At 46.0% G+C, this 23,296-nt stretch carries 21 protein-coding genes; 9 read left to right on the plus strand and 12 right to left on the minus strand.

Annotation, left to right across the window (positions count from 1 at the left end; translation table 11 throughout):
• Nucleotides 1–45: 45 nt before the first annotated feature.
• Together J4N45_RS13805 and J4N45_RS13810 are read right to left on the minus strand one after the other, a co-directional pair.
• Nucleotides 46–915: a patatin-like phospholipase family protein gene (locus tag J4N45_RS13805; protein WP_252011951.1), complete on the minus strand. Its 870-nt coding sequence runs from the start codon at nucleotides 913–915 to the stop codon at nucleotides 46–48.
• Nucleotides 916–1,109: 194 nt separating this feature from the next.
• Nucleotides 1,110–1,568: an META domain-containing protein gene (locus J4N45_RS13810; RefSeq protein ID WP_128648896.1), complete on the minus strand. Its 459-nt coding sequence runs from the start codon at nucleotides 1,566–1,568 to the stop codon at nucleotides 1,110–1,112.
• Between the two features lie 268 nt (nucleotides 1,569–1,836).
• On the opposite strand from J4N45_RS13810, the gene J4N45_RS13815 reads away from it, so the two are divergent.
• Nucleotides 1,837–2,091 carry a DUF1289 domain-containing protein gene (locus J4N45_RS13815; RefSeq protein ID WP_252011953.1) on the plus strand — a complete coding sequence of 85 codons (255 nt, stop codon included), beginning with the start codon at nucleotides 1,837–1,839 and terminating at the stop codon, nucleotides 2,089–2,091.
• Between the two features lie 39 nt (nucleotides 2,092–2,130).
• On the opposite strand, the gene J4N45_RS13820 is transcribed toward J4N45_RS13815, so the two are convergent.
• Complete coding sequence (locus J4N45_RS13820) at nucleotides 2,131–4,596, minus strand: hypothetical protein (protein WP_252011955.1); 2,466 nt, start codon at nucleotides 4,594–4,596, stop codon at nucleotides 2,131–2,133.
• A gap of 121 nt (nucleotides 4,597–4,717) precedes the next feature.
• Nucleotides 4,718–5,887 carry a helix-turn-helix transcriptional regulator gene (locus J4N45_RS13825; RefSeq protein ID WP_252011957.1) on the minus strand — a complete coding sequence of 390 codons (1,170 nt, stop codon included), beginning with the start codon at nucleotides 5,885–5,887 and terminating at the stop codon, nucleotides 4,718–4,720.
• 280 nt (nucleotides 5,888–6,167) lie between these two features.
• On the opposite strand from J4N45_RS13825, the gene J4N45_RS13830 reads away from it, so the two are divergent.
• Complete coding sequence (locus J4N45_RS13830; protein ID WP_252011958.1) at nucleotides 6,168–7,130, plus strand: response regulator; 963 nt, start codon at nucleotides 6,168–6,170, stop codon at nucleotides 7,128–7,130.
• Nucleotides 7,127–8,080, plus strand: coding sequence for a sensor domain-containing diguanylate cyclase (locus J4N45_RS13835; RefSeq protein WP_234495704.1), 954 nt, complete (start codon nucleotides 7,127–7,129; stop codon nucleotides 8,078–8,080). The genes J4N45_RS13830 and J4N45_RS13835 overlap by 4 nt, the downstream gene beginning before the upstream one ends.
• A 62-nt stretch (nucleotides 8,081–8,142) precedes the next feature.
• Here J4N45_RS13835 and J4N45_RS13840 read toward each other — a convergent pair whose 3' ends face one another.
• Both J4N45_RS13840 and J4N45_RS13845 read right to left on the minus strand, forming a co-directional pair.
• A complete protein-coding gene (locus tag J4N45_RS13840; protein WP_252011960.1) occupies nucleotides 8,143–9,348 on the minus strand; it encodes an MFS transporter in 1,206 nt (401 codons plus the stop codon).
• 117 nt (nucleotides 9,349–9,465) lie between these two features.
• Complete coding sequence (locus tag J4N45_RS13845) at nucleotides 9,466–10,605, minus strand: acyl-CoA desaturase (RefSeq protein ID WP_252014697.1); 1,140 nt, start codon at nucleotides 10,603–10,605, stop codon at nucleotides 9,466–9,468.
• A gap of 251 nt (nucleotides 10,606–10,856) precedes the next feature.
• Here J4N45_RS13845 and J4N45_RS13850 point away from each other — a divergent pair, with 251 nt between their 5' ends.
• Nucleotides 10,857–12,251: a nucleobase:cation symporter-2 family protein gene (locus J4N45_RS13850; protein ID WP_252011962.1), complete on the plus strand. Its 1,395-nt coding sequence runs from the start codon at nucleotides 10,857–10,859 to the stop codon at nucleotides 12,249–12,251.
• A gap of 78 nt (nucleotides 12,252–12,329) precedes the next feature.
• Here the strand turns inward: J4N45_RS13850 and J4N45_RS13855 are convergent, their stop codons facing one another.
• The 5 genes from J4N45_RS13855 to ugpB are packed head-to-tail and all read right to left on the minus strand — an operon-like array spanning nucleotide 12,330 to nucleotide 17,325.
• Nucleotides 12,330–13,133, minus strand: a complete 804-nt coding sequence (locus J4N45_RS13855) for an HAD-IIB family hydrolase (protein WP_252011964.1) — start codon at nucleotides 13,131–13,133, stop codon at nucleotides 12,330–12,332.
• Nucleotides 13,126–14,229, minus strand: coding sequence for a sn-glycerol-3-phosphate import ATP-binding protein UgpC (locus tag J4N45_RS13860; protein WP_252011965.1), 1,104 nt, complete (start codon nucleotides 14,227–14,229; stop codon nucleotides 13,126–13,128). The genes J4N45_RS13855 and J4N45_RS13860 overlap by 8 nt, the downstream gene beginning before the upstream one ends.
• Nucleotides 14,230–15,078 (minus strand): sn-glycerol-3-phosphate ABC transporter permease UgpE, encoded by an 849-nt coding sequence (gene ugpE, locus J4N45_RS13865; protein ID WP_128648886.1) that lies wholly within the window; start codon nucleotides 15,076–15,078, stop codon nucleotides 14,230–14,232. It lies immediately after the preceding gene.
• Nucleotides 15,078–15,959: a sn-glycerol-3-phosphate ABC transporter permease UgpA gene (gene ugpA / locus J4N45_RS13870; RefSeq protein ID WP_042472334.1), complete on the minus strand. Its 882-nt coding sequence runs from the start codon at nucleotides 15,957–15,959 to the stop codon at nucleotides 15,078–15,080. Before ugpA ends, ugpE begins: the two co-directional genes overlap by 1 nt.
• A 58-nt stretch (nucleotides 15,960–16,017) precedes the next feature.
• Nucleotides 16,018–17,325, minus strand: a complete 1,308-nt coding sequence (ugpB, locus tag J4N45_RS13875; protein WP_252011966.1) for a sn-glycerol-3-phosphate ABC transporter substrate-binding protein UgpB — start codon at nucleotides 17,323–17,325, stop codon at nucleotides 16,018–16,020.
• Nucleotides 17,326–17,568: 243 nt separating this feature from the next.
• Here ugpB and J4N45_RS13880 point away from each other — a divergent pair, with 243 nt between their 5' ends.
• Complete coding sequence (locus J4N45_RS13880; protein ID WP_252011967.1) at nucleotides 17,569–18,300, plus strand: glycerophosphoryl diester phosphodiesterase; 732 nt, start codon at nucleotides 17,569–17,571, stop codon at nucleotides 18,298–18,300.
• A 38-nt stretch (nucleotides 18,301–18,338) separates the two neighbouring features.
• The gene (locus J4N45_RS13885; RefSeq protein WP_252011968.1) at nucleotides 18,339–19,100 is read left to right on the plus strand and encodes a DeoR/GlpR family DNA-binding transcription regulator; all 762 of its coding nucleotides are present in this window, start codon (nucleotides 18,339–18,341) and stop codon (nucleotides 19,098–19,100) included.
• A 60-nt stretch (nucleotides 19,101–19,160) separates the two neighbouring features.
• Here the strand turns inward: J4N45_RS13885 and J4N45_RS13890 are convergent, their stop codons facing one another.
• Nucleotides 19,161–20,189, minus strand: a complete 1,029-nt coding sequence (locus tag J4N45_RS13890; RefSeq protein ID WP_252011969.1) for an HD-GYP domain-containing protein — start codon at nucleotides 20,187–20,189, stop codon at nucleotides 19,161–19,163.
• A gap of 338 nt (nucleotides 20,190–20,527) precedes the next feature.
• On the opposite strand from J4N45_RS13890, the gene J4N45_RS13895 reads away from it, so the two are divergent.
• From J4N45_RS13895 to J4N45_RS13905, 3 genes are all read left to right on the plus strand, one after another.
• Entirely contained in the window at nucleotides 20,528–21,625 is a 1,098-nt protein-coding gene (locus J4N45_RS13895) for a PfkB family carbohydrate kinase (protein ID WP_252011970.1), read from the plus strand.
• Nucleotides 21,619–22,536, plus strand: coding sequence for a pseudouridine-5'-phosphate glycosidase (locus J4N45_RS13900; protein WP_252011971.1), 918 nt, complete (start codon nucleotides 21,619–21,621; stop codon nucleotides 22,534–22,536). The genes J4N45_RS13895 and J4N45_RS13900 overlap by 7 nt, the downstream gene beginning before the upstream one ends.
• A gap of 322 nt (nucleotides 22,537–22,858) precedes the next feature.
• A complete protein-coding gene (locus tag J4N45_RS13905; RefSeq protein WP_252011972.1) occupies nucleotides 22,859–23,296 on the plus strand; it encodes a NifB/NifX family molybdenum-iron cluster-binding protein in 438 nt (145 codons plus the stop codon).

Here is a 23,296-nt window from a genome sequence, read left to right on the forward strand (position 1 = left end):
CCGTTTTCTTTTCGATATATTCGTTCTTGATAAAGAAAGGGTTACTCAACAGAAGTGACACTCTTCCTGCTGATATAATGACTCTCCTTTTATCCTACGCACATGCTGGCGGCCTTCCTCAACCCCCATCTGATAACCGATATCAAGTAATGCTTTCTCCATCGTGAGTCTTTGGACTGGAAAGTTTTCCTGCGGTGTAATAACACGCACAACGCAGTCTTTGGGCGGGTTACGAATAAACGCCAAAGACTCATTATAGTTTTTCGCGCGCTGTGCCATTGCTCGCCCTACGTTGGGGTGTTTTATGAATAGTTTTTTCATCAGCCAACCTGCTTTAGGTTTTGGCATCTCATAACTCAGCGGGTGAGAAAGAATAACGGTGATATCACGAGCTCCGCGCCGGTATGCCTCACGGACAGGAATAGAGTCGGCGACGCCACCATCTGTATAACATCCGCCATCAAAACAAGGGGTATCTTTATACGCCAACGGTAAAGATGCCGTCGCTTCAATCGCCTTCGCGATGTTGTCTGGTGTCACCTCGTAATAGTCTGGTCGACCAGTGGCAACATTCGTTGCGGCGGCAATAAATGGAGTGGAACTAAACACGGTGTCTAAATCGAGCGGAAAGCGACGATTGGATTCCTCAAAAAGCCACTTAACATCGACTAGGTGACCTCCTGCGACAAACCGACGAGGATTGTAAAATGCTTGGCTGGTCGCGAGTTCCGTGATGACTTGATAACTTCGTCTTGGCGCATTACCCAAATACCCAAGTAGGTTGGAGGCCCCGGCGGATACACCAAGCACAAAGTCATAGGGTTTATGGTTTTGCTCTAGAAATGCATCGAGCACCCCGGCCGCAAATATACCTCGCATTGCGCCGCCTTCTACGATAAGTGCGTTGCTGGTCATGCTAGTTTCTCTTGTGTTTTAACTTGGTGTTACGATAACGGGGAATTCACAATAGAGAAAATGGGAAGTGTTTATTTCATTGATAGGCAAAAGCTATGTGGATTGCTCTGATGAGGCGGCGGCTGGCTACAAAAAAACGACACTCATTGAGTGCCGTTTATAAACTTGATAGCGCCAGTCGCTGGACTAGGGGATTAGTTAACCCAATCTTTCAGCTCAAACGTTAGCGTGTGAGCTTCACCTTTAAGCTCAAGGCCGTTTTGAGTCACAGTGATTTCACTCCAGTCTGAAAGTGTTTGCGATACGGTACGTTCGATATCCATCGCTTCACCAGGACACATCTTCATCGTCATGCCCATTTTTTCGATGCGGAACTGACCGTCTTTTAGCTCACCTTGGCCGAAGAAGTTATTACAACCTGCGTTGCCGTTCGCTGTCATTTTCTCGCCGATCTCTAGGCGCGGCACTTGGTTCTGTTCAGTCACGGTGATTGGGTTACCGTCGATCTGTACTAGATTCCAATTGTGGTGTTGAAGATCCTGAGCAGTTACTGCTTTCATCGGCTCCTCCTGTTTTGCGTCATTAGCGGCACACGCCGTCATAAGAACCGGAAGCGCAACTGCTGCGAGTACCTTCTTAGAAAAAATCTTCATATACATTGCTCCAACTGAATGAAATTATTGACAAGCCTAACTAATAAAACACTGTTTTTTGTCAGGAGTAGGTTATCTTTAGTATAGTGGGATTTCAACACAGGATGTGGAAGTTATTGCGTAACACCTTCAATTAGTACCATTAATTTGGTCGAGTCAGACTATTCTTACTCAGTTGCGCTTGTTACTGGGAGTGGCAAGTAGAGTAGGTCTGTGAAGTTTAATTTAAGCTCATTGTATGAGATTGAATTATTTGCAAGGGGAGCCAATGGAACAATTAGAATTTTTTACCGTGCCCAGCCCTTGTGTCAGGGTGTGCACTGTGGATGAAAAAGGCTATTGCCAGGGATGCATGCGTAAACGGGAAGAGCGCTTTAATTGGTTGTCATACACTGCCGCCCAACAGCTGCACATTATTAAGCTTTGTCGTATGCGTTATCGACGCAAACTTGCTCAAGGCAAGGCAACCGTGCCCAATGAAGTATTACAAGAAGAGTCTAGCCCACAGCAGGATTTGTTTTGATACTCCGCCCGAAGGCGGAGTATGTTGATTGAAGTTACTCTATTCTGTTATTGGTGTTTCGGGAATGTAAGCATCATCTTTACCGGCGAAGTAAGAACTCCAAATTTCACTTTCATCACCTTCACCACTGTCAAAGACTAGAACGCCGGCGCCGTATTCGCCTTTACTGTATGCGGCAATGATTCGGGTGTAATCGCCTACTTTAAGAACAAGATGCCCGTCGCTATTGATAGACCAAGAATCCCATTCATTTTTCCTGATACCGTCCACTGTCCAAGTCTCTTGGAGTGGCGCTTGACCTTCATTGAGTGTCCAATAGCGAACTTCGGTTCCACTGTTTTTACGTCTCATAATAGTGGAGTTTGTTAGGTCATCACTAGTGAACGCTTCGGTACCACCACACTGAGTCAGAGCATTTGCGAATGCAGCGGATGTAGCATCATCGCCAAAAATCTCGACATCACAATAATCATAGTCGTGCTGTGTACCTCGAATGGACTCACCGATAACCCTTAGCCAAATAGCTTGTTTGCCAAGGTCCTCGTCAACGAGCTCATTGACCACTGTCGGTAAATCATCGATGAATTGACCCCAGTACTCTGGGAAGGTTACCAACTCATCGTTAACTGTAGTTTGATATTTCTGCCCTGATTCTTCGCGAGTGAACTCATATCCGTCCAATGGGTAGTGATTCCACAGCGTATGAACCCTAACGTCGTCGTCACTGTATACCACCGTCGTTTCCAACCAGTCGTTAAAGACCATAAGCTCATCGTTATCGTCCGTTACAGGCATTGCGGTATCTTCATTCAAGATAGCTTTTTCACCGCCGCTGATGGTTTCTTTGTAGCCATCTGCATTGGTCGATTTCTCGACGTACGACGCTTGCCAATAGTTTAGTTGATACTCGTCACTGACTGAGCCATCCCAATTCCAGACAGGCTCTTCTGTCATGGCATACGATTCGCCATCAAGTGTCGATGCATTGGAAACGACGCGGTTATAGCTACCATCTGCTTCCCAGTCACTTGAGATGACTTCTTCTGTGCTACCGTCGCTATTTTGCCAATATTCTCTTAGCTCTATATAAGTGGCGAAGTCTTTTGGCGAGGCTTGAGTATGGTCGTAGATGGTAAGATGTCTTGAATCATACATGTACTCGCTAGTTTCTTTGGAGGTTTCCGTTAGTTTTTGCAAGCTATCTACACCTGAATAATCTTCAGCCTTTATGGCTGTAACAAACTCTTCAGCGGTATCGTAGTCAAGCTCAATACCCGTATATTCAGCGACAATATGGTCGCCTTGTTCCAAAATCTGCTCGTCAAGGTAGCGTTCAAACGTGCGGCTGCTTTCGGAGTCGGAATCAGAAAAGGTACCTACGTCATAAGCGTGATTAATAAAGGTAAAATCACCATCAAAGTTTAAGTCAGCTTGGTAGGTACCGTAAGAGTAGAAGCTGTTGTTTGAACTATCTTCCACGTAGGTGCCGGAATACTTGCTGTACTCTTGTTTTTCACCTTCGTCATTAATGAAGTAGGTGGTTGAGGTATTTTCTATTGTGGTTATTGTGCCTTCCACAGATTCAACACTCGACCATACCTCAGTGACCGTAATAGGCAGGTTAGTGTTATCTGGAGTGAAGAACTTAGAGCTAGTGCCGCCTTTTACTGTAGCACCAGCATTGTCTTCAATGAGTTTTTGAATTTCTAATTCTTGATCAACTTTGGTTTGCACATCTCGTTCAGCGATTTTACCTAAGTCATCCTGAATATTAGCCAGCGACTGAGGTACATTTTCAGAGTCGAAAAAGTCTTGTTGTAGCAAGTCAGCTAACTCGTCAGAGTCTAACCCTGAATTGTCGCCGAGTTCGTCAAGTATTTGAGCCGCAACATCATCAAACGCTTGCTGAATGAGCTCATCGATGCGGGCTAGACTTGCAGCATCGTCAGAAGTATCAAGTGCTTCTAGAGTCTCAGTAATAGACTCATTGGCACGTGTGGTAAAGGGCGTAATGACTTGACCCGAAACGGATTCATTGGTTTTGAGCGATTCGATATCACTAGTACCTAGTGGTGGCATACTCAGCGTGACTTTATGAGCGGTGTTCGTCTCATCGAACACGCGTGTTAATGCACCGCTCTCCAGATCTTGTGTAAGGCTCTCGACGTCAGAATAAGCATCAGGGTCGGCGCCAACATCGACCGAATCCTTGGTCAATTCAGCCAAAATCGGAAGGCCGACGATCGCATCTACCTGTTCACTTGTGAGTTCTAAATCATATGAGCCATCCAAGTTGGAATAGGTGTTAGGTTCTCCATCATCTAAGGTGCCATTTTGGTTTATGTCTATCCAAACTAACGCGTTATAGATATAGCCATCGACAACTTCACCGCCGACTGAATAGGTCGTGGATTGTTGATTGGAGTCGGTACCATCATCGCTGCCTCCGCAGGCAGCGAGTGTTACCGCGATGGAAGCAGCAAGTGCGGTTTTGCAAAGTTTCATTGTTAAGCCTCATTTCCTTTGAAGGTATAATTGTTTGTTATCTAGCCGGACGTCGTAGCGAACGTATGTGCAACGATTGACTAACAATTAAGTTACCTATCAATATTCGGCAACGCTGAAACTAGTTTTCCCCCCAAGTGGGGGGGGAGGGTAAATTGGTTGTTGTGAGAATTGTCACGATCAGTTCAGATTGTCGCCTTGTGCCAGTTTTGGTGAAAATAGACTTCAGGTGATCCTTAATGGTGTAGGGCGAGCGGTTAAGCTTATCTGCGATCTCTTGGCGATTGAGTCCACGTAAACAACACTCGCAGACTTTTATTTCCATATCTGAGAGGTGGTATAACTCCTTTAGGAGAGCGGTATTGGGATTGATTTCGATCTGGCTCGTGATTATGTAGACAAGTGCACCTTTGTTTTCATGATTAATGGTGATGGGAGAAATAATAAATTTGGCATCACCCAAGGACATGGTTTCGAAGCTTTGTTGCTCCTTGAAGTCTAAACAACATATCCTCAGCATCTTCGCAATGAACTGGCGTGCTTTTTGTGGGGATGAGAACCTTAACTCTTGGTCGATGATTTCTATATAGCTCTGTTTTGCAATAGTACGTTGCGCTTCTATATTCGCTTCTAATAGCTCTCCTCTTGCACCGAAGAGCATTGTCGCATGAGGGATGTGATTAATGACTTTACTCCAGCCGTCTATATTTCCGTGGTGCTCTTTATGCTGGTACAAAAGGTAGGCTTGCTTAATGTGTGGCATTAGATTATCTAGGATCAATAGCTCTTTCTTATTAAAAGGACCTTGTTCAATCAACCGATGAGCCACAATGGTTGCGGTGGAATTATTATCACGGTGTATTACAGCACCGCACACGTCTTTAAACCCTTGCCCATCAAACCACTCTTCAGACTCAAGAGGAATGGGAGAACTCCTTCGTCCAATGTCTTGCTCTAGTGAGTAAAACCGGCTCATGGGGTGACCTTGAATGTAGTCGACAACGTAGTCATCTTTATCATGTTTTTGTTCAATATACTCCACGATCGCCGATGCCTTTGGACCGGAGAGCCAAGCGGAATAGATGTCTAGCGTTGCGTTCTTGGTAAAGAAGAGACAGATATCTGCAAGGTCAAACATCTCGACCATTTTATCAAGAAAGGCTTGAAACCCCGTAGGAGATAAAGTGGATGAATAAAGTAGCTCAAGTAGTTCGCTATATTGCGAGAACAGGTTTTCTATGTCCGCGGAAATTTCAGGCTCTTGTTCGGGAGCGAGTAGTGACTTATCCATGTCTTACCTAGCCATTATTGTTAATGTTGTAAGTAAGGTTAGTAAATATCTTTGCGAAAACAACACGAAGTATGGTTAAGTCACCTCATCCTATTTTTGTGAGCGCAAGATCATGTTTTTACGAACAAAAGGGAGTGGGGTTTAACAGTTCTAAACAGGAACGGAGGCTAACTCGCAATTAACGATGAAAGTGTGATGTCGGTTCAGACTTTCTCTAGCTTCCGGAATGAAATTCTGTTTATATGGCGTAGGGTAATTTATCAATAAGCTGAATGGGTTCATGCGGATATTAATATGTGATGACTCGAAAGTCGCACGAAAGAGTATAGCAAACTGTATAGACGCAAGTTTTGCGGGGGATATTCTGTTTGCAACAAACGGACATGAAGCCATTGAAATTATTGATCTTCAGCCCGTAGACATCGTGTTCCTCGATATTACGATGCATGAAATGGATGGTTTTGAAGTGTTATCCATTTTGCAGCAAAGACGATGCACGGCAAAGATCGTAATGGTCTCTGGTGATATTCAAGAGTTAGCACAAGCCCGTTGTTTTGAATTAGGTGCTTATGCATTTGTTCAAAAACCACTCTCATCTGAAGTTGCGATTCCGCTATTCAACGATTTAAGTATTCCCTATACGCGAACCTCGACAGAGCGCCAACACTACTCTAAAGCTCAGATGTTTGAGCGCTTTCAAGAAACATCCAATATTGCTTTAGGTGCGGGTGCGGCAACCATATCAATGTTGCTAAAAGAATTCATTTTGCTGCCAGTACCGACTGTCGGGGAGTTGTCTTTTAGTGAACTGACCATGATGATTCAAGATACATTAACTCGAGAAAATAGCTGTGCTGCCGCTCAGCGATTTGTAGGCGGTGGACTGCATGGCGAAGCGCTGGTTTGTATTGAAGGCGACTCTATTGCTCAGGTAGGTGAGCGCTTGGGTTTCGCCAGCGGTGAGGTGTCTAATGATGAAGTCGTGGTCAATCTGGTCAACGTTTTAGTCTCTTCATTCTTGGTCTCACTTTCCGAGCAATTGTGCTTGGAGTTTTCATTACGTGAGCCTCTTAGAATCAATGACTTTAGCCCAGAAAATTCGATGCTCAAGGATAACGAGCATGTATTTACCGTTGAATATACCTACGATGCAGAGGCTTTGGACTTGTTTTGTTCAGTCCTGTTTATGTTCGACGAGGAGTCAGTCGATATTATTCGTCGCCAAATGGAGTTATTGCAATGACGACCATGACACTGGATTTGTCAGACTTTCACTGGACCATGCAGCTACTTGATACCCTAGATGCTGGACTTGTTGTTATTGACCGCGAATATCACGTATGTGCATGGAACAGCTTCATGCAGAACTACAGTGGCATCAACGCTGAGTCAATCATGGGGAAAAGCCTATTTGATAGCTATCCAGAGCTACCAGAGAGTTGGCTGCGAGCAAAACTGGAATCTGCTAGTAAGCTAAAAACCAGAGGATTCTCTAACTGGGAAGACAGGCCTATTATCTTTGAGTTTAAGAACTTCTCTCCAGTTTCACAGGGGCTCATTAAGATGTACCAGAATATGGTCATCACCCCTCTTAAGTCACCGAAAGGCGAGGTGACCCACTTTGCCATCATGTTGCAGGACGTGAGCGACGTTGCTAAGAGCAAAATGCACCTTAAGCGCTCAAACGAGAAGCTTACCGAAATAGGGCGTACTGACGGTCTGACAGGTCTCTTTAATCGCGCATTTTGGGAAACGAATTTTGTCGACGAGTTTCACCATGTTCAAACTACAGGGCAAAAATCGTCATTAGTCATGTTTGATATCGACCACTTTAAAAGGGTCAACGATACCTATGGTCATGCATGGGGAGATAAGGTTATCAAAGAAACTGCTCGTCAGTTGATGAAAGCGGCTCGTGGGACCGACGTTTGTGGCCGTTATGGCGGCGAAGAGTTTGCAGTATTGTTAGCTGATACGTCAGCAGATCAGGCGACGTATTTTGCTGAGCGCTTACGCAAAAAGATAGAAGAGATGGTTATTGTCATTGACGGAGAGGAACTCAAGTACACCATCAGTTTGGGCATTACCGAGGGACGAACTGATGATGCCAACCACCTTGAGTGGCTTAAGAGGGCGGATAAGGCGCTCTACCAGTCGAAGGAACTGGGACGAAATAGAACGTCTGTACTTTAATTTTCTGCAGCAAGTTGAGTTTATTGATACTCAACTTGCTATCTTTTCCGTACCAATGCGAGTCAAATCGCTTTTTCTACTTTTAGCTGTCGCGTTAATTGATACCGGTGCAGTTTAATGATCACCACGGCAATGATTGAAACCGCTATGCCACTTACCGCCAAGAAGTTTACTACGCCAGCCACATTCTGATTATCGATGAGATACCCGACACAGTATGTCCCAACCGAAAATCCTAATGAGACCGCCGCAGCCATGTAGCCTTGTGACGTGGCGGGAGAATAGGGGCTTATTTGATCCGCAAGTGCAGCGATAGAGATATCATTCCATGCACCATTGATGATTGACATGAGAATGAGTGATAACGGCAATAGCGATACGACTTCTTGTCCATACATGACCCACATTGCAGCGGCGACGATGAGATTGATCCCTATCGTTACTAGCCAGAGCGCTTGAGGGCCGTGCTTCTCCATCCATTTCCCAGCAGGAGCTAGCGAAACAAGTGTCGCTAAAGCCGCTATCGCCATACCAAATGCTGAGCTTGCGACCGTGACGCCAAACGCTTGTTCGATAATAATGGGCCCGAACTCAACCATATTTGAGCCGATAAACATCGATAAAGCCACACAAATTACGAATCCAAACCAAATTGACGGTGAAGAGCGTCGGTGCTCTGCTGAGAGAGTATTTTCGAGACCATCATTTGTTTGTATATCAGCTGGTGGAGCAATAAGAATGAGAGCAAGCAAGCTCATATCTAGGATGATAAGCGCAATTATCTGAAATGTGTCTGTAAAGCCAAAGTGGCTAAGTGTGCCGACAGCAATGCCAGCGACTGCAACACCAAGCATCTGCAGCTGGAACAGACGTTTTAGCGATCTTGTTTGCTCTGCTGGATTGTGATTGAGCTCTAACGCAAATGTTGGGTTGAGGATGAGGATTAAATTACTTCCAAGACCCACTAGGACCGCAATCCCCCAGTAGTGCCAAGCGGTATGTTCGACCAGCAGTAACATTATTAGTGCAAAGCAATGGCAACCCAGAGCAAAGCAATGCAGCTGACGATGCAATGAGTAGCGGTCAGCGAGAGCACCAAGCAGAGGAGCAATGAGCCCGATCAGCCCCAGGATTAACATCACCTGCCCAACTAATATGGCACTACCTGTACGAGATATGATCACTGGAGCAATGATGATGGCGACGCCTATCCATTGCACAATACCCATGGAGGCTTGAGAGAATTGCCAAAGATTGTTCTTTTTCATAGTGATCACGACTGGACAAATAAGCCGTGATTATAAAGAAAAAGCGAGCACAGATAGTGCTCGCTCAGTGTCAATAAAGCTTAACGCATTACATTCGCTAGATTGCGCTATCTTGTACTACGCTATAGCCAAACGAGGATTGCTCACCATCGCGTTCCAACGTTTTTTCTGTTCCTTCAAACTAATATCTAACTGCTCTAACTTGACGCGCAGCAGTGCAAGTTCGTACTTCTCTTTTACGCTGGATTTCGCGGAGTCAATAAGTTGGCTCCTAACCTCGTCGTACTCGGTGAGTTTAGCTAATAGTTGCTGCAACTCATGCTCTAATGCAGTTTGGATTTGCTCGGCATTAGGAAGCTTGAAAATTCTATCTTTAGCGTTGGCCATGGTTTGCTGTAGACGTGCCTTTTCAATTCTATAGGCAGAAACACGTTTTAGGTTTGAAGCTAAGCCGATACTAGCACTACCTCGAATTAACCATTTTGTTGGGTCGAACTGCCACCAACGAATACCATTACGGTAGTCGTGCTCAAAGATGTGGTGGAAGTTATGATAACCCTCACCAAAGGTAAAGAAAGCGAGGATTCCGTTATCACGAGCTGTATTTTTGCTGGTGTAAGGCTGTGAACCCCAGATATGAGCTAGTGAGTTTATAAAGAAAGTAGTGTGATGGCTCAGCACCAATCTCAGTGCCCCTACGACAAGCACAAAGCCAATTAGATCGCCGTAGAGTAAGCCAAGAGCAATCGGGATACCAAAGTTGGTCAATAGCGCGAGAAGTACATAGTGTTTGTGTTGCCACGTGACCACAGGATCTTTTTGTAGATCTCGACAATTACGGTAATCATCATAACGCTGAGCCTGATACTCCCTTAGCATCCAACCAATGTGCGAGTACCAGAATCCACGCTTAGCAGAGTAGGGATCTTTGTCGTTGTTATCGACATGCTTGTGATGAACACGATGGTCCGAAGACCAATGTAACGCGCTGTTTTGTAGCGCAAAAGCACCGCCAATCGCAAAGAGATATCTCAAAGCCTTGTGGGCTTCATAGGCTTTGTGGGACCAAAGACGATGGTAACCCGCCGTAATAGACATCCCGCAAAATACAAAAGCAATAACCAGCCATACCCAGTGGGCCAAGCTATAGCCCTCGACCACGCCATACCATGCGACACCGACGGTTGCCAAAATAAAAGTGCCTAGAAAAATCGCTACATTTAGCCAAATAACCGGAGGCTTTTTCGCCGTATCCATCAATAAACTCCATTTAAGCTTACAACTGTTCGCTAGAATATCAGCGTACACCTGTAAGTCAAAGAGGAAGTTGTTAATTTGTTTGTCCATATTTGCATCAATTGAGAAAAAAGTTGCTACTTTTCGGTGCGTAGAGTCGAACGCAATATGACTAAAGTATTGAATTTAAGGGGTTTAAATTAGTGGTATACATATTGCTTACTATCGATGGTTGGTTTTGTATACAATTAAAAATACAGAAAGGAAGTCACATGGAACACGACAAAGAAGATCTCATCTACGGACTCGATGACAAACCCTCGGCAAAATCTGCGAGCTACGCTGCCTTGCAGCATGTGCTAGCGAGCTTTGTTGGCATCATCACACCCACGCTTATCATTGGCGGTGTGCTTGGGCTCGGAGAGCATATTCCTTACTTAATTAGTATGGCGCTCATGGTATCGGGGGTAGGGACGTTCATTCAGGCAAAACGCATTGGCCCAGTTGGGGCGGGGATGATTTGTGTACAAGGCACAAGTTTTGCGTTTCTTGGCTCGCTACTGGGCGCAGGCTTTCTGGTCAAAGCCAACGGTGGCGGTCCGGAGGAGATGCTGGCCACCATCTTCGGTGTTTGTTTTTTTGGTGCGTTTGTCGAGATCATTTTGTCGCGTTTCATCGATAAGCTTAAAGTCGTCATAACTCCTGTTGTCACAGGGATAGTTATCACAACCATAGGTATTTCACTTATTAAAGTCGGAGTGACAGATATTGCAGGTGGAGTCGGTGCCGAGGATTTTGGTTCGGGAAGCAACCTGTTACTCGGTAGTATCGTTCTAGCAACCATCGTTGTGCTAAACCTTAGCCGTAATACTATGATTCGTCTGTCGTCGATTCTTGTTGGGTTGCTAGTGGGCTGGTTTGTTGCCTCGATGATGGGTAAAGCTTCTATGGCGAACTTTAGCGCGCAGCCTCTTTTGAGTATTCCAGTTCCGTTTAAGTATGGATTCGCATTCGACTGGCAGGCGTTTTTGCCGATTGCGTTCATCTATTTAATTACGGCTATTGAGTCTACGGGCGATCTCACAGCAAACTGCATGTTCTCGAAACAGCCTATTGAAGGGAAGGGGTACTTACAACGAGTTAAAGGCGGCGTTTTAGCTGATGGTATTAACTCTCTGATCGCAGCGACCTTCAACACCTTTCCGAACACGACCTTCAGCCAAAATAACGGCGTGATTCATTTAACGGGGATCGCGAGTCGATACATAGGTTACTTTATTGCTGCGATTCTTTTTGTTCTTGGTATGTTTCCGATCCTCGGTGCAGTACTGATGACTATTCCTAAGCCTGTACTTGGTGGCGCAACACTAGTGATGTTTGGCACCGTCGCAGCAGCCGGCATCAAGATTATCGCTAATGAAGAGCTAGATAGACGCAAAATCATGACGATTGCTATCTCATTTGGTTTAGGTTTGGGAGTGATGCTAGTACCAGATTTACTAAAGGAGGCACCTAAGCTAGTACAAACCGTGTTTGGTTCTCCGGTCACCATGTCTGGTCTTGTTGCATTGGGGCTTACAGGGTTATTGGCATTGGTTCCGCAGACAGTACCGACTAAGGTCAGTAAAACGCCCAAGTCTGATGCTATGGAAGCGACCAAAGCGTAAAAACAAAGCGTAAGCGGTTCGCAAAAACAAAAAAGAGACATTCTTTCAGGATGTCTCTTTTTCGTGTAGTAGAGTGCGTCAACGCATGCTAATGAGCAAGTCAGCTAATTCGGCAAATCCATAGCCACCATTGCCTCGAGTCACATAGTTAGGTTTAGCATTTAGCTTGCCTAACAGCGGAGTGATGTTATTGACCCCAAATGTGGTTGGCAACCACTCAAACATCGCTTCGTCATTAAGCGAGTCGCCGATATAAGCGATGTTTGCAAGCTTGAGGCTCTCGAAATCAGCGTTTTGCTTAAGATAGAGTTCACTTGCGATACGCTTGTTGTGCTCTCCGACCCAAACGTTGATATGGATAGAGCTCTGTGTTGCTTTTACTGGCTGTCCGTTCAATGTGAGTTGTCGGATTGCAGTCAGCAGTGTTTCAGCCACTATAGGATCGACAGGCTCACGATCCTGCCCTAGGTTAATGGCGACATCGCAAAAACGAAAACCTTGGTCGCTAGCAAAGTCGATGCCTAGATAGTCGACAAGTACCTCCTTCAAGAGGTCGATCAATGCTTGCTGCTGAGCTCTCATTTCACTCATAGGGGTCTGCGAGTGAGTATGAAACCCAGACGGGTTTTTCTGCATCCAGAATGCACCGTTTTCCCCAATGACACCATGCACTGGCCAAAGCTTGGCAATTTGGTCACACCAACCGGCGCACGCACCGGTCACCGCAACGACCTTAATTCCAGCATTTTTGAGTTTCGATAGGGCGCTCAATGTTTCTGACGGGAGCTTTCCCTCCCATGTCAGTGTGTCGTCGACATCTGTTAGTAACCATTGAATCTCATTTGCCTGAGCGTGAGATATCGCTGCTAAAGGCTTAGGCATTAATAACCTCTTGTTGTTCTGCATTGGCGTCAAAGTGAATACGTTTTGATGTCTTACTATCAAAAAGATGGACGTGTTCTAGGTCAATATCAATACCCAGCTGATCACCGATGGCAATCTTAGAGTGTCCTTCGACGCGAACAACCAGTTTTTGGTCTTCTGAACCAAGAGTTTTACAGTAGAGTAATAAGTCTGCTCCTAGAGCCTCAATCAGTTCGACTTCAATATGGAACCACGGGTTGTCTTCAGTAAGCTTCAAATGCTCTGGTCTTAGACCCAGTTTAATGTCACCAAGCCCCAATGAAGAGGTGTTTAGCTTAAGAAGCGAGTGGTCAAGTTCAATACCTTCGATAGAAACAATGGCGTCAAGAATGTTCATCGATGGCGAGCCAATGAAAGTCGCAACAAACAAAGATGCGGGGTTATCGTAAATCTCGAGCGGCGTACCCACCTGTTCTACGTTGCCCTTGTTAAGAACAACCAACTTGTCCGCTAGCGTCATGGCTTCGACTTGATCGTGTGTGACGTATACCGATGTGGTACCCAATCGGCGTTGTAGACGTTTGATCTCAAGGCGCATCTGGACACGCAGCTTCGCATCGAGGTTTGACAATGGTTCATCAAACAAGAACACCTTTGGTTCACGCACGATTGCACGTCCCATCGCCACACGTTGTCTTTGGCCCCCGGATAACTGTTTAGGTTTACGGTCAAGTAGGCCGTTGAGCTCTAGCATCTCTGCCGCTTCTGAGACTAAGCGCTTGATTTCTGCCTTCGGCGTCTTACGGTTCTTGAGTCCATACGCCATGTTGTCATAGACCGTCATGTGAGGATAAAGCGCATAGTTTTGGAATACCATCGCAATATCGCGCTCGCCAGGCTCTAGGTTATTCACCACTTTATCGTCGATTTGCAAGGTTCCAGAGGTGATTTCCTCAAGCCCCGCAAGCATGCGTAACAGCGTCGACTTACCGCAGCCACTCGGACCAACAAGGACAACCATTTCGCCGTCTTCAATGTTTAAGTTAATGTTCGGGATCGCTTGGTAGCCATTTGGGTAACATTTAGCGATGTTTGAAAGAGTAAGTGTAGACATTTATTTCTCCGAATCTACCAAGCCTTTAACGAATGCTTTTTGCATACCGATGACAACAATGACCGGTGGCAACATAGCGATGATGGTGGTCGCCATAATCTTGTTCCATTCAATGACGCCATCAACCACACCAAGCATCTGTTTAATGCCCATGACGATGGTGTAGTACTGCACGTCAGTCGTGATGAGAAGTGGCCACAGGTATTGGTTCCAACCATAGATAAAGGTAATAACGAATAGTGCGGCGATATTGGTGCGCGATAGCGGCAACAAAATATCGAAAAAGAACTTAATCGGGCCAGCACCATCAATTCTTGCGGCTTCGACTAGTTCATTGGGTACCGTCATAAAGAATTGACGGAATAAGAATGTAGCGGTGGCACTGGCAATCAATGGAATCGTGAGTCCATAGAACGAATTCAGCATGTTGAGATTAGTGATGACCTCAAACGTCGGCATGATTCTGACCTCAACAGGTAGCATTAGGGTGAAGAAAATCATCCAGAATGCAATCATGCGACCTCTAAATCGAAAGAACACCACGGCATACGCTGACATGATTGAGATGATGAGTTTGCCGAATGTAATACACAACGCCATGATCAGAGAGTTAGTCAACATGTGCGTAATAGGTAAGGCACTGTTGTTAAATGAACTCTGATTGCTGAGAAGTTCGCCAAACACGCTAAAGCCAAGGTCGCCAAACCACAGGGGTGTGCCGGTCGCAAACGCAGTGTTGTCGTGAGTGGTCGCGACTAGGGCGATCCATACTGGAAGCGCAATAGAGATAATGCCGAGCGCCAAAATAACGTGGCAAAAAATCGTAAATAGGGGTCTTCTCTCAACCATTAGTACGCCACCTTTTTCTCAACATACTTAAACTGAATCACCGTGAGCAGGGCGACGAGAATCATTAGGATGACCGACTGAGCGGCGGATGAGCCGAGATCCAGACCGATAAATCCATCGTTATATACTTTGTAAACTAAAGTCGACGTGCTGTTACTTGGTCCGCCTTGTGTCATTGCATGGATAATGGCGAACGTGTCAAAGAAGGCGTAGACAAAGTTCACGACCAGCAAGAAGAAACTGGTAGGTGAAATAAGTGGGAAGCTGATAGTCAAGAATCGCTTCACAGGGCCACTGCCATCAATCGCTGCCGCCTCATGGAGTGACTTCGGAACAGATTGAAGGGCGGCAAGAAAGAACAGGAAGTTGTAACTGATCTGCTTCCACGTCGAGGTAATGACGACCATCCACATAGCATGCGACCCATTGAGCGTTGGGTTCCACTGCACGCCAAACCACTTAAGCACATCGGTGATAACACCAATTGTTGGGTCGAAGAGGAATAACCATAGTGAACCCGCGACGACTGGGGCAACGGCGTATGGCCAAATTAAGAAGGTGCGATACATGGTCGCGCCGCGTACGATGTGCTCAGCAAACGCAGACAAAATCAGTGCGCTGACTAGCGCTAATACCGCGACACTAACGCTGAACTGTAGGGTAGTGAAAAGAGAATCTAGGTAGTAACTGTCATTGAGCAGTTTGCTAAAGTTCTCCAGTCCAACAAACTCTCGGCTGATGCCGAAAGCGTCTTCCAATTGAGACGATTGGAAGACGGCCTGACCTGCGGGCCAGATAAAAAACACGATAGTGATGACCAACTGCGGCGCGATAAGCGCATAGGGTAACCACTTGTTTTTGAATACAACTTGTGAAGACATAAAAAATACCGAAATGCCGCCACATCAAAAACCGTGGCGGCGTAGAATGGACAACGGGTTACTTCTGTGTGCGCTCAAAGCGACGAAGCTGCTCGTCACCACGGCGAACTGCGTTGTTTAGCGCTGATTTAGCAGAAGCTTTGCCTGCCCAAACGGCTTCTAGCTCTTCATTGATAATGTCGCGAGTTTGTAGGAAGTTACCAAAACGAATGCCTTTTGAGTTCGCTGTTGGCTCTGTCGACGTCATCTGAACAACAGCCGTGTCTGTCCCTGGATTTGCTTGGTAGAAGCCTTGTTGCTTAGTCAGCTCGTAAGCTTGCTTAGTGATTGGCAGGTAACCTGTAAACTGGTGCCAGTCAGCTTGGACTTCTGAGCTTGAAAGGTAGCTAAAGAACTTAGCCACGCCTTTGTACTCTTCTGATGAATGACCACGAAGAACCCAAAGAGATGCGCCACCGATGATGGTGTTTTGTGGCTTAGCAATCAGTTCATCGTCATATGGAAGTTGAGCAACGCCAACGTTGATGCCCTTCATGTTCTCTTGAATACCAGCCAAGCCTGCAGACGAGCCCATTGTCATTGCACACTCTTGGGTATAGAAAAGTGGCATGCCATCCGACTGGCGACCACCGTACTTATAGATGCCTTCTTTCGACCACTCGCCCAGCTTCTCAATGTGCTTCACATACGGAGCGGCGTTAAACTTAAACTCGGTATCAAATCCACCAAAACCATTGTTCTTAGTCGCAACAGGGATATTGTTACGAGCGCCAAAGTTTTCGATCTGCGTCCAAGATTGCCATGTAGTTGTGAAGCCGCATTTCGCGCCTGACGCAAGTAACTTACGAGATACCTCTTCCATCTCTTTCCATGTCTCAGGAGCGGACTCGATGCCGGCTTTAGCAAACATGTCTTTGTTGTAATACATCACTGGCGTTGAGCTATTAAACGGCATTGAAAGCATTTGACCGTCGTTCGTTGTGTAGTAACCCGTCACAGCCGCAAGGTAGTTGTCAGGGTTAAACGGTTCTTTTGTGTCTTCCATCAACTCATAAACAGGGTAGATGGCTTGCTTTGCACCCATCATGGTTGCCGTACCGACCTCAAACACCTGAACAATTGCAGGTTGCTCTTTAGCACGAAAAGCAGCGATAGCACTGGTCATAGTTTCAGCATAGCTACCTTTGTATACAGGTTTGATCTCGTATTCTGATTGGCTAGCATTGAAGTCAGCGGCAATTTCGTTGACTTTTTGACCCAAAGCGCCACCCATAGCGTGCCACCATTCAACCTCTGTTTTGGCTTGAGCGCCTGTGCTGATAAGCGCGGCTGTCACAGCAATGCTTGTTAGGTGCTTAATAGACATATCCTTTCCCTTCATTCATTGAGTATTGGTGTTAGTTCACATGAGCAGATGTTCATTTGTGTGGTGTTATCCGCTCTAAATGTTCAAATGAAAATTAAACTAGGAAAATGACGATTCAGTGACAGTTAAATGAACTTAATTGAAAGGTTTTGTTTTCATCATTTGTTGTTTTTACTGCAATACTTGTGTCATATTGGGTTGAGATGCTTCAGGTGAACATAAATGAACATTTAGAGGTATCAAATGAAAACGACAGCACACCGCGGCTTATCCAGTCTTGCGCCTGAAAATACGATGGCAGCTTTTGAGCTTGCCGCTAAACACGGTGCAGAGTGGATTGAAATTGATGTTCAGCTTAGCCAAGAAAAAGTGCCTGTGGTTATTCATGACCAAACGGTAAACCGTTGCACTAATGGCACTGGTAAAGTTTCACAACTGACTCTTAATGAGCTTAAAGCGCTTGATGCTGGTTTATGGTTTGGTGAAGCCTATCGCGATGAGCCTATTCCAACACTGGCAGAGACCTTGCTTTTTGCTCAGCGTAATAGAGTGAAGCTAAACATCGAGCTTAAGGTTTATGAAGGTGACAACGTTGAGCTGCTTTGCCAGCAAGTAAAAACTGTGATGGAAGAGGTCGATACAGCACCTGAACAAGTGTTGTTTTCTAGCTTCTCTACGGACGCCTTGCTGCAAATGAAACACCAGATGCCAAATATTCGCCGCGGACAGCTTTGGCAGAAAGTACCAGAAGACGCACTGTCTATATTAGATAACTTGTCAGCGTACAGTGTTCACTGCGACTATCGTTTTCTAGATGAAGCCACGGCTCGAGTCGTCAAATCTTCCGGCTACCAACTCTATTGCTATACGCCGAATTTTCCTGAGCTAGTGACGCAATTATGGGGTTGGGGAGTGGATATGATGATCACTGACGTGCCGCAAAACTATTTGGAACCCGCGGAAGCACTTGTGTAGTATTTACTGAGATAAAACAAAAGGTAACAACCACCACTATGACTAACCTAAGCCTGCGACAACAGAGCATTATCGATTTAATCCAGCTTCAAGAGTACTGCACCATTGATGCGCTGTCGGGACATTTTAATGTCACGACGCAGACGATTCGTAGAGACATCAATGAGCTTTGCGCACTCGGGCTTGCTAGGCGACATCATGGTGGTGTGAGTTTGCCGACAACATTGAGTAATCGAAGTTTTGCTTCACGAAGCGCAACGAACTTAGACGAAAAGCAGCTTATCGCTAAGCAAGTGGTGGCTGAAATCCCAGACGGTTGTACCTTATTTTTGGGTATTGGCACCACGATTGCGACTATTGCGGAAAAGCTCGCCAATCATCAGCAGCTTCGTGTTGTGACCAATAATTTCCAAGCTGCTCACATTCTCTCTCAGCACGACCATATCGAGACCTGGATTCCAGGTGGCAGGCTACGTACCAATGACGGCGATGTGGTAGGTGACAATATTAGCCAGTTCTTTGGTCAGTTTTCTGCTGACATTGGTATTGTTTGTTGCGCCGCAGTTTGCCTTGCATCTGCAGTGCCAAGCCCACAAGAACTCTCACCTCTAGGCTTGAATCAAGAAGAGTATGCCATGGAACACGAACTGCGTGAGGCAACAGTGAGTCAAGCGATAGTTGCAGGCTCACAACAAAAGTGGCTAGTCGCAAACAGTACCAAATGGCAGAGAACGGCGAGTGCACGTGTCGCACCTATCAGCTATTTCGATCGCGTGTTCGGCAGTGCAGAGGGCGTTTAACCTTTTTACACACCCTCGCTAAGCAAAAGGTACTCAGCAAAATGCACTCAGCAACAGTCACTACGCAACATCACCCTCGGATATAGGCTCCGGAGGAAACTCGTCGTAGATGGCTTGAAAGCGATCAAGATTATCCATCAACGTCGTGACCAGTAATGGGTCGAACGCGAGACCTGCCTCTTGCTCAATATAACGTTGAGTGTCACCCATACTCCACGCACGCTTGTAAGTGCGTTTACTTAACAGTGCATCAAACACATCCGCGATGGTGATGATACGCGCCTCGAGAGGGATGTCTATTCCGCCTATTCTCGAAGGATATCCGTGTCCATCGAAGCGCTCGTGATGGTAGTAGATGATGTTTTTTAAGAAGGAAACCTCGGCACTTGATGCGGTCATCACATCAATATTGTCGAGAACATCGTCGATAATATCTACGCCATAATCAACGTGCTTATTCATTATTGCCCGCTCTTCAGGTGTATATCGATGTGGGCTAAACAGGATGTGATCGGGAATACGATACTTACCAATGTCATGAAATGGTGAATAGAGCTCTATCCATTGGATGAAGCGATGATCTACAGGAATTTTCACCGCAAGTAGCTCCGCTAATAACTTACTGTATCGACTCATCCTTTGCAGGTGGTCCGCTGTTTCAGGGTCACGCTTGTGACTGATCCGAAGAGCGAGCTTTAAGGCTTGCAAAAACATCTGGTGTTTATAGCGATCGTGACACAGCAAGCTCACGATGACTTCTCGCACAAACAGTAAATCTGCGTGTAGCGTCCCGTCATTGAAGTAGTCGGGCTTAGTGGCGTTAAAAAACAGCACGGCACCGTGTTTATGATCGACTTTTAAGCCCATGGTGAAGCTACTGCGATGGCCTAGCATGCGAAGTCGGCTGTTCCTCAGATTATCACTGAGCTCGGTCAGGTCGGAGACGACACGGATCTCTTGATTCTCAATGATGTTAATAAGGGGTTGGCAGTTCGAGGATGACATTGAGATGACGTCATACCGATCGCTATCATCCTGATGGTCGATAACGTGGAAGTTTTCAAGGTGGTCGCCTGATGTGACAGACACACATAATCTGGAAAGAAATGGGTGTTTCTTTCTTAGACTGTTGAACAGTTCATCGATGCCATTTCGGCAACTAAGCGCTCTATTGGTGCTAGCTATGCAGTTTATATAGTCCATATGTTTCTTATCATTAGTTTTTATATGGGTATTGTCATATTAGCGAGCTTAACTTTGAGTCAGCAAGTGACTTAATTCACACATGGAAATGCAAGTGAATGAATATAAGTGGCGATATAATGAACTGTGATCACCCTATCAAGTCTAGAAATTGAACAAGTTAATCGTTTGCTTTCCGTTCATTACCGTCTAACATCCAAACATATGTTTGGATGTGCGGACAAATGTTTATGACGGAACGTGAGCAGCAGATACTAGATTTGATAAAGCAAGATCCTATGATTCCCCAAAATACGCTGGCAGAGATGTTGGATCTGAGTCGCAGCGCGGTTGCGGGACATATCATGAATCTTACCAAGAAAGGGTTTATCCAAGGCAAGGGCTATGTAATCGCGCCTGAGCGTTATGTCGCTGTTATCGGTGGCGCTAACATGGATTTGTGCGGTCGCTCTACCTCTGATCTCGTCATAGGGGACTCAAACCCGGGCGTGTTAACTTCAGGAGCTGGTGGCGTAGCACGCAACATTGCGGACAATCTAGCGCGGTTGGGTAGCAAGGTGCAGTTTGTTGGCGCGATTGGCGACGACTTGTGGGGCGAACAGCTTCTAGATGCTTGTCGAAATGCCTCAGTAGGCATCGATCATTGTTTGATAGTACCTGGCCGAGCCACAAGCACTTACTTGTCTATTCACGACCCCAAAGGCGAGTTACAACTGGCACTTAATGACATGGCGCTTATCGACGAGCTCAATGTCGACCAGTTAGCGAAGCGTGCAGCCGTATTCAACCGTGCCTCCGCGATAGTGTTAGACGCTAACTTGAGTGACAGCGCACTCGATTATCTGTTCCATGCACACGGTAACAAGCCCATATTTGTTGACCCTGTATCGTCCGTAAAAGCGGGCAAGATAAAGCCTTACCTCGAACATGTTCATACTCTTAAGCCTAATCTCGCAGAGGCAGAGCTTTTATGTGGTTATAAGCTGCAGGGTTTAGACCAGCTTCCTGAACTCGCTGGTCAACTGCATAAAATGGGGATTAAGCGGTTACTGATCAGTCTTGGAAAACAAGGCGCTTATGCCAGTGATGAGGGGCAGGGGCAGTTTATTCCCGCATCACAAACGCAAGTTAACAACGTCACAGGCGCCGGTGATGCCTTAATGGCCGGTCTCGCTCACGGATACATCCAGAGCTGGGATTGGCAAGCCAGTGTGGACTTTGCACTCGCTGCTGCGAGGCTAGCCTTACAGTCCAACTCAACAATCAATTCAATTATGTCTGAAAAGGCGGTCTCGCGCCTAATAGAGGAATCCACATGTTAGAGAAGTACCTAGATATTCAACCAGAAGTTGCACAAGCATTGGCTGAGAATAAACCTGTCGTTGCACTGGAATCGACGATTATTTCTCACGGCATGCCTTACCCACGTAATGTTGAAACAGCGCTGACGGTAGAAGCAACGATACGTGAATCTGGTGCGATCCCTGCGACAATTGCCATTATCAAAGGCCGCCTAAAAGTCGGCTTAGATAAAGAACAAATCGAATACCTTGGTAAAGCAGGCACAGCGGTAACAAAAGTGAGTCGTCGAGATATACCGTTTATGGTGGCGGGACAAAAAGATGGCGCTACAACTGTGGCAGCAACCATGATTCTGGCTGAAATGGCAGGGATTCGAGTATTTGCAACCGGCGGTATTGGTGGCGTGCATCGCGGTGCTCAAGAGACATTTGATATCTCAGCTGACCTACAAGAGTTAGCGAACACAAACGTTGCGGTTGTTTGTGCTGGCGCCAAATCCATTCTCGATCTTGCGTTAACTCGTGAATACCTCGAAACACAGGGTGTTCCCGTCATTGGGTATCAAACCGATAGTCTACCTGCGTTTTATACTCGTGAAAGCGAACATGGTATCGATTATCGCTTAGATACTGCTGAAGAAATCGCTACTGCGCTCAAGGCAAAATGGGAGATGAATCTTGCTGGTGGCGCCGTGGTAGCAAACCCAATTCCTGAGCAGTACGCAATGCCTGTAGAGGCGATCAATAGTGCGATAGAGCAGGCATTGGCTGAAGCGGATGAGCAAGGTATCGCTGGTAAAGAATCCACACCTTTCTTGCTAGCGCGAGTCTGTGAATTGACGGGCGGGAACAGTCTAGACTCTAATATTCAGCTTGTGTTGAACAATGCAAGACTTGGAGCAGCGATTGCGACGGAATACTGCAACGCATAGTCTTTCCTCAACTGCTATTGTAATTACTGTTATTTTAAGCCCCGCTCTAGTTAGGTTCATTTACTAGGCGGGGCTTATTAACAGTTGGGCTCTGAAGCTCAATTTAGGCTCCGCTTACTAGAAAGGCGATGCGACGATAGGAGCTAGCCTAGTGTTCTCCCCCTTGCTAAGGGGGAGCTAGAGGGGGTAAAGCGGACTAACAGCTAGCGCTTGACGCTCCATACAGCTCATTTTACAGATCATAATGTTGCAAATATAGTTATTGGCATATGCTATAAATGGACGTACTCTTTTGAAACATGTTCAACAGGAGGAACCTATAATGCTTATCGCCATTCCGGTTAGAAACGAGCGCGTCAGTGGCCACTTCTCAAAGGCTGAATCCATCGCTTTGCTGGATACAGGCCAGCACTCTACGACTATGATCGATCTCACGGATCACGCGCAGGGTTGCCAGCGTAAGAAACAGTGGAAGCAGCTAATAGAATCCAAGCAAGTCGATATGGTTTTGGTGCGAAATATTGGTAAGAAAATGCTTCAATCTCTGTTCGAACTTGGCGTAGAGGTACGGGTAGCGAAGTCAATGCAAACCGTATCAGAGCCAAATATCGAACAATTAGAAACAGTTAACGATATCAGTTATGGTCGGGATAACCCTGCTAAAAAGATGTCGTGTTGCACTTCGTCACTGCCACCTCGAAATAAACTCTCACCCAGTACGGTCCGTAATATAAGAATGAGGCTCACGAAAATAGAGTGA

Source organism: Vibrio sp. SCSIO 43140 (assembly GCF_023716585.1).
Classification (GTDB): domain Bacteria; phylum Pseudomonadota; class Gammaproteobacteria; order Enterobacterales; family Vibrionaceae; genus Vibrio; species Vibrio maritimus_B.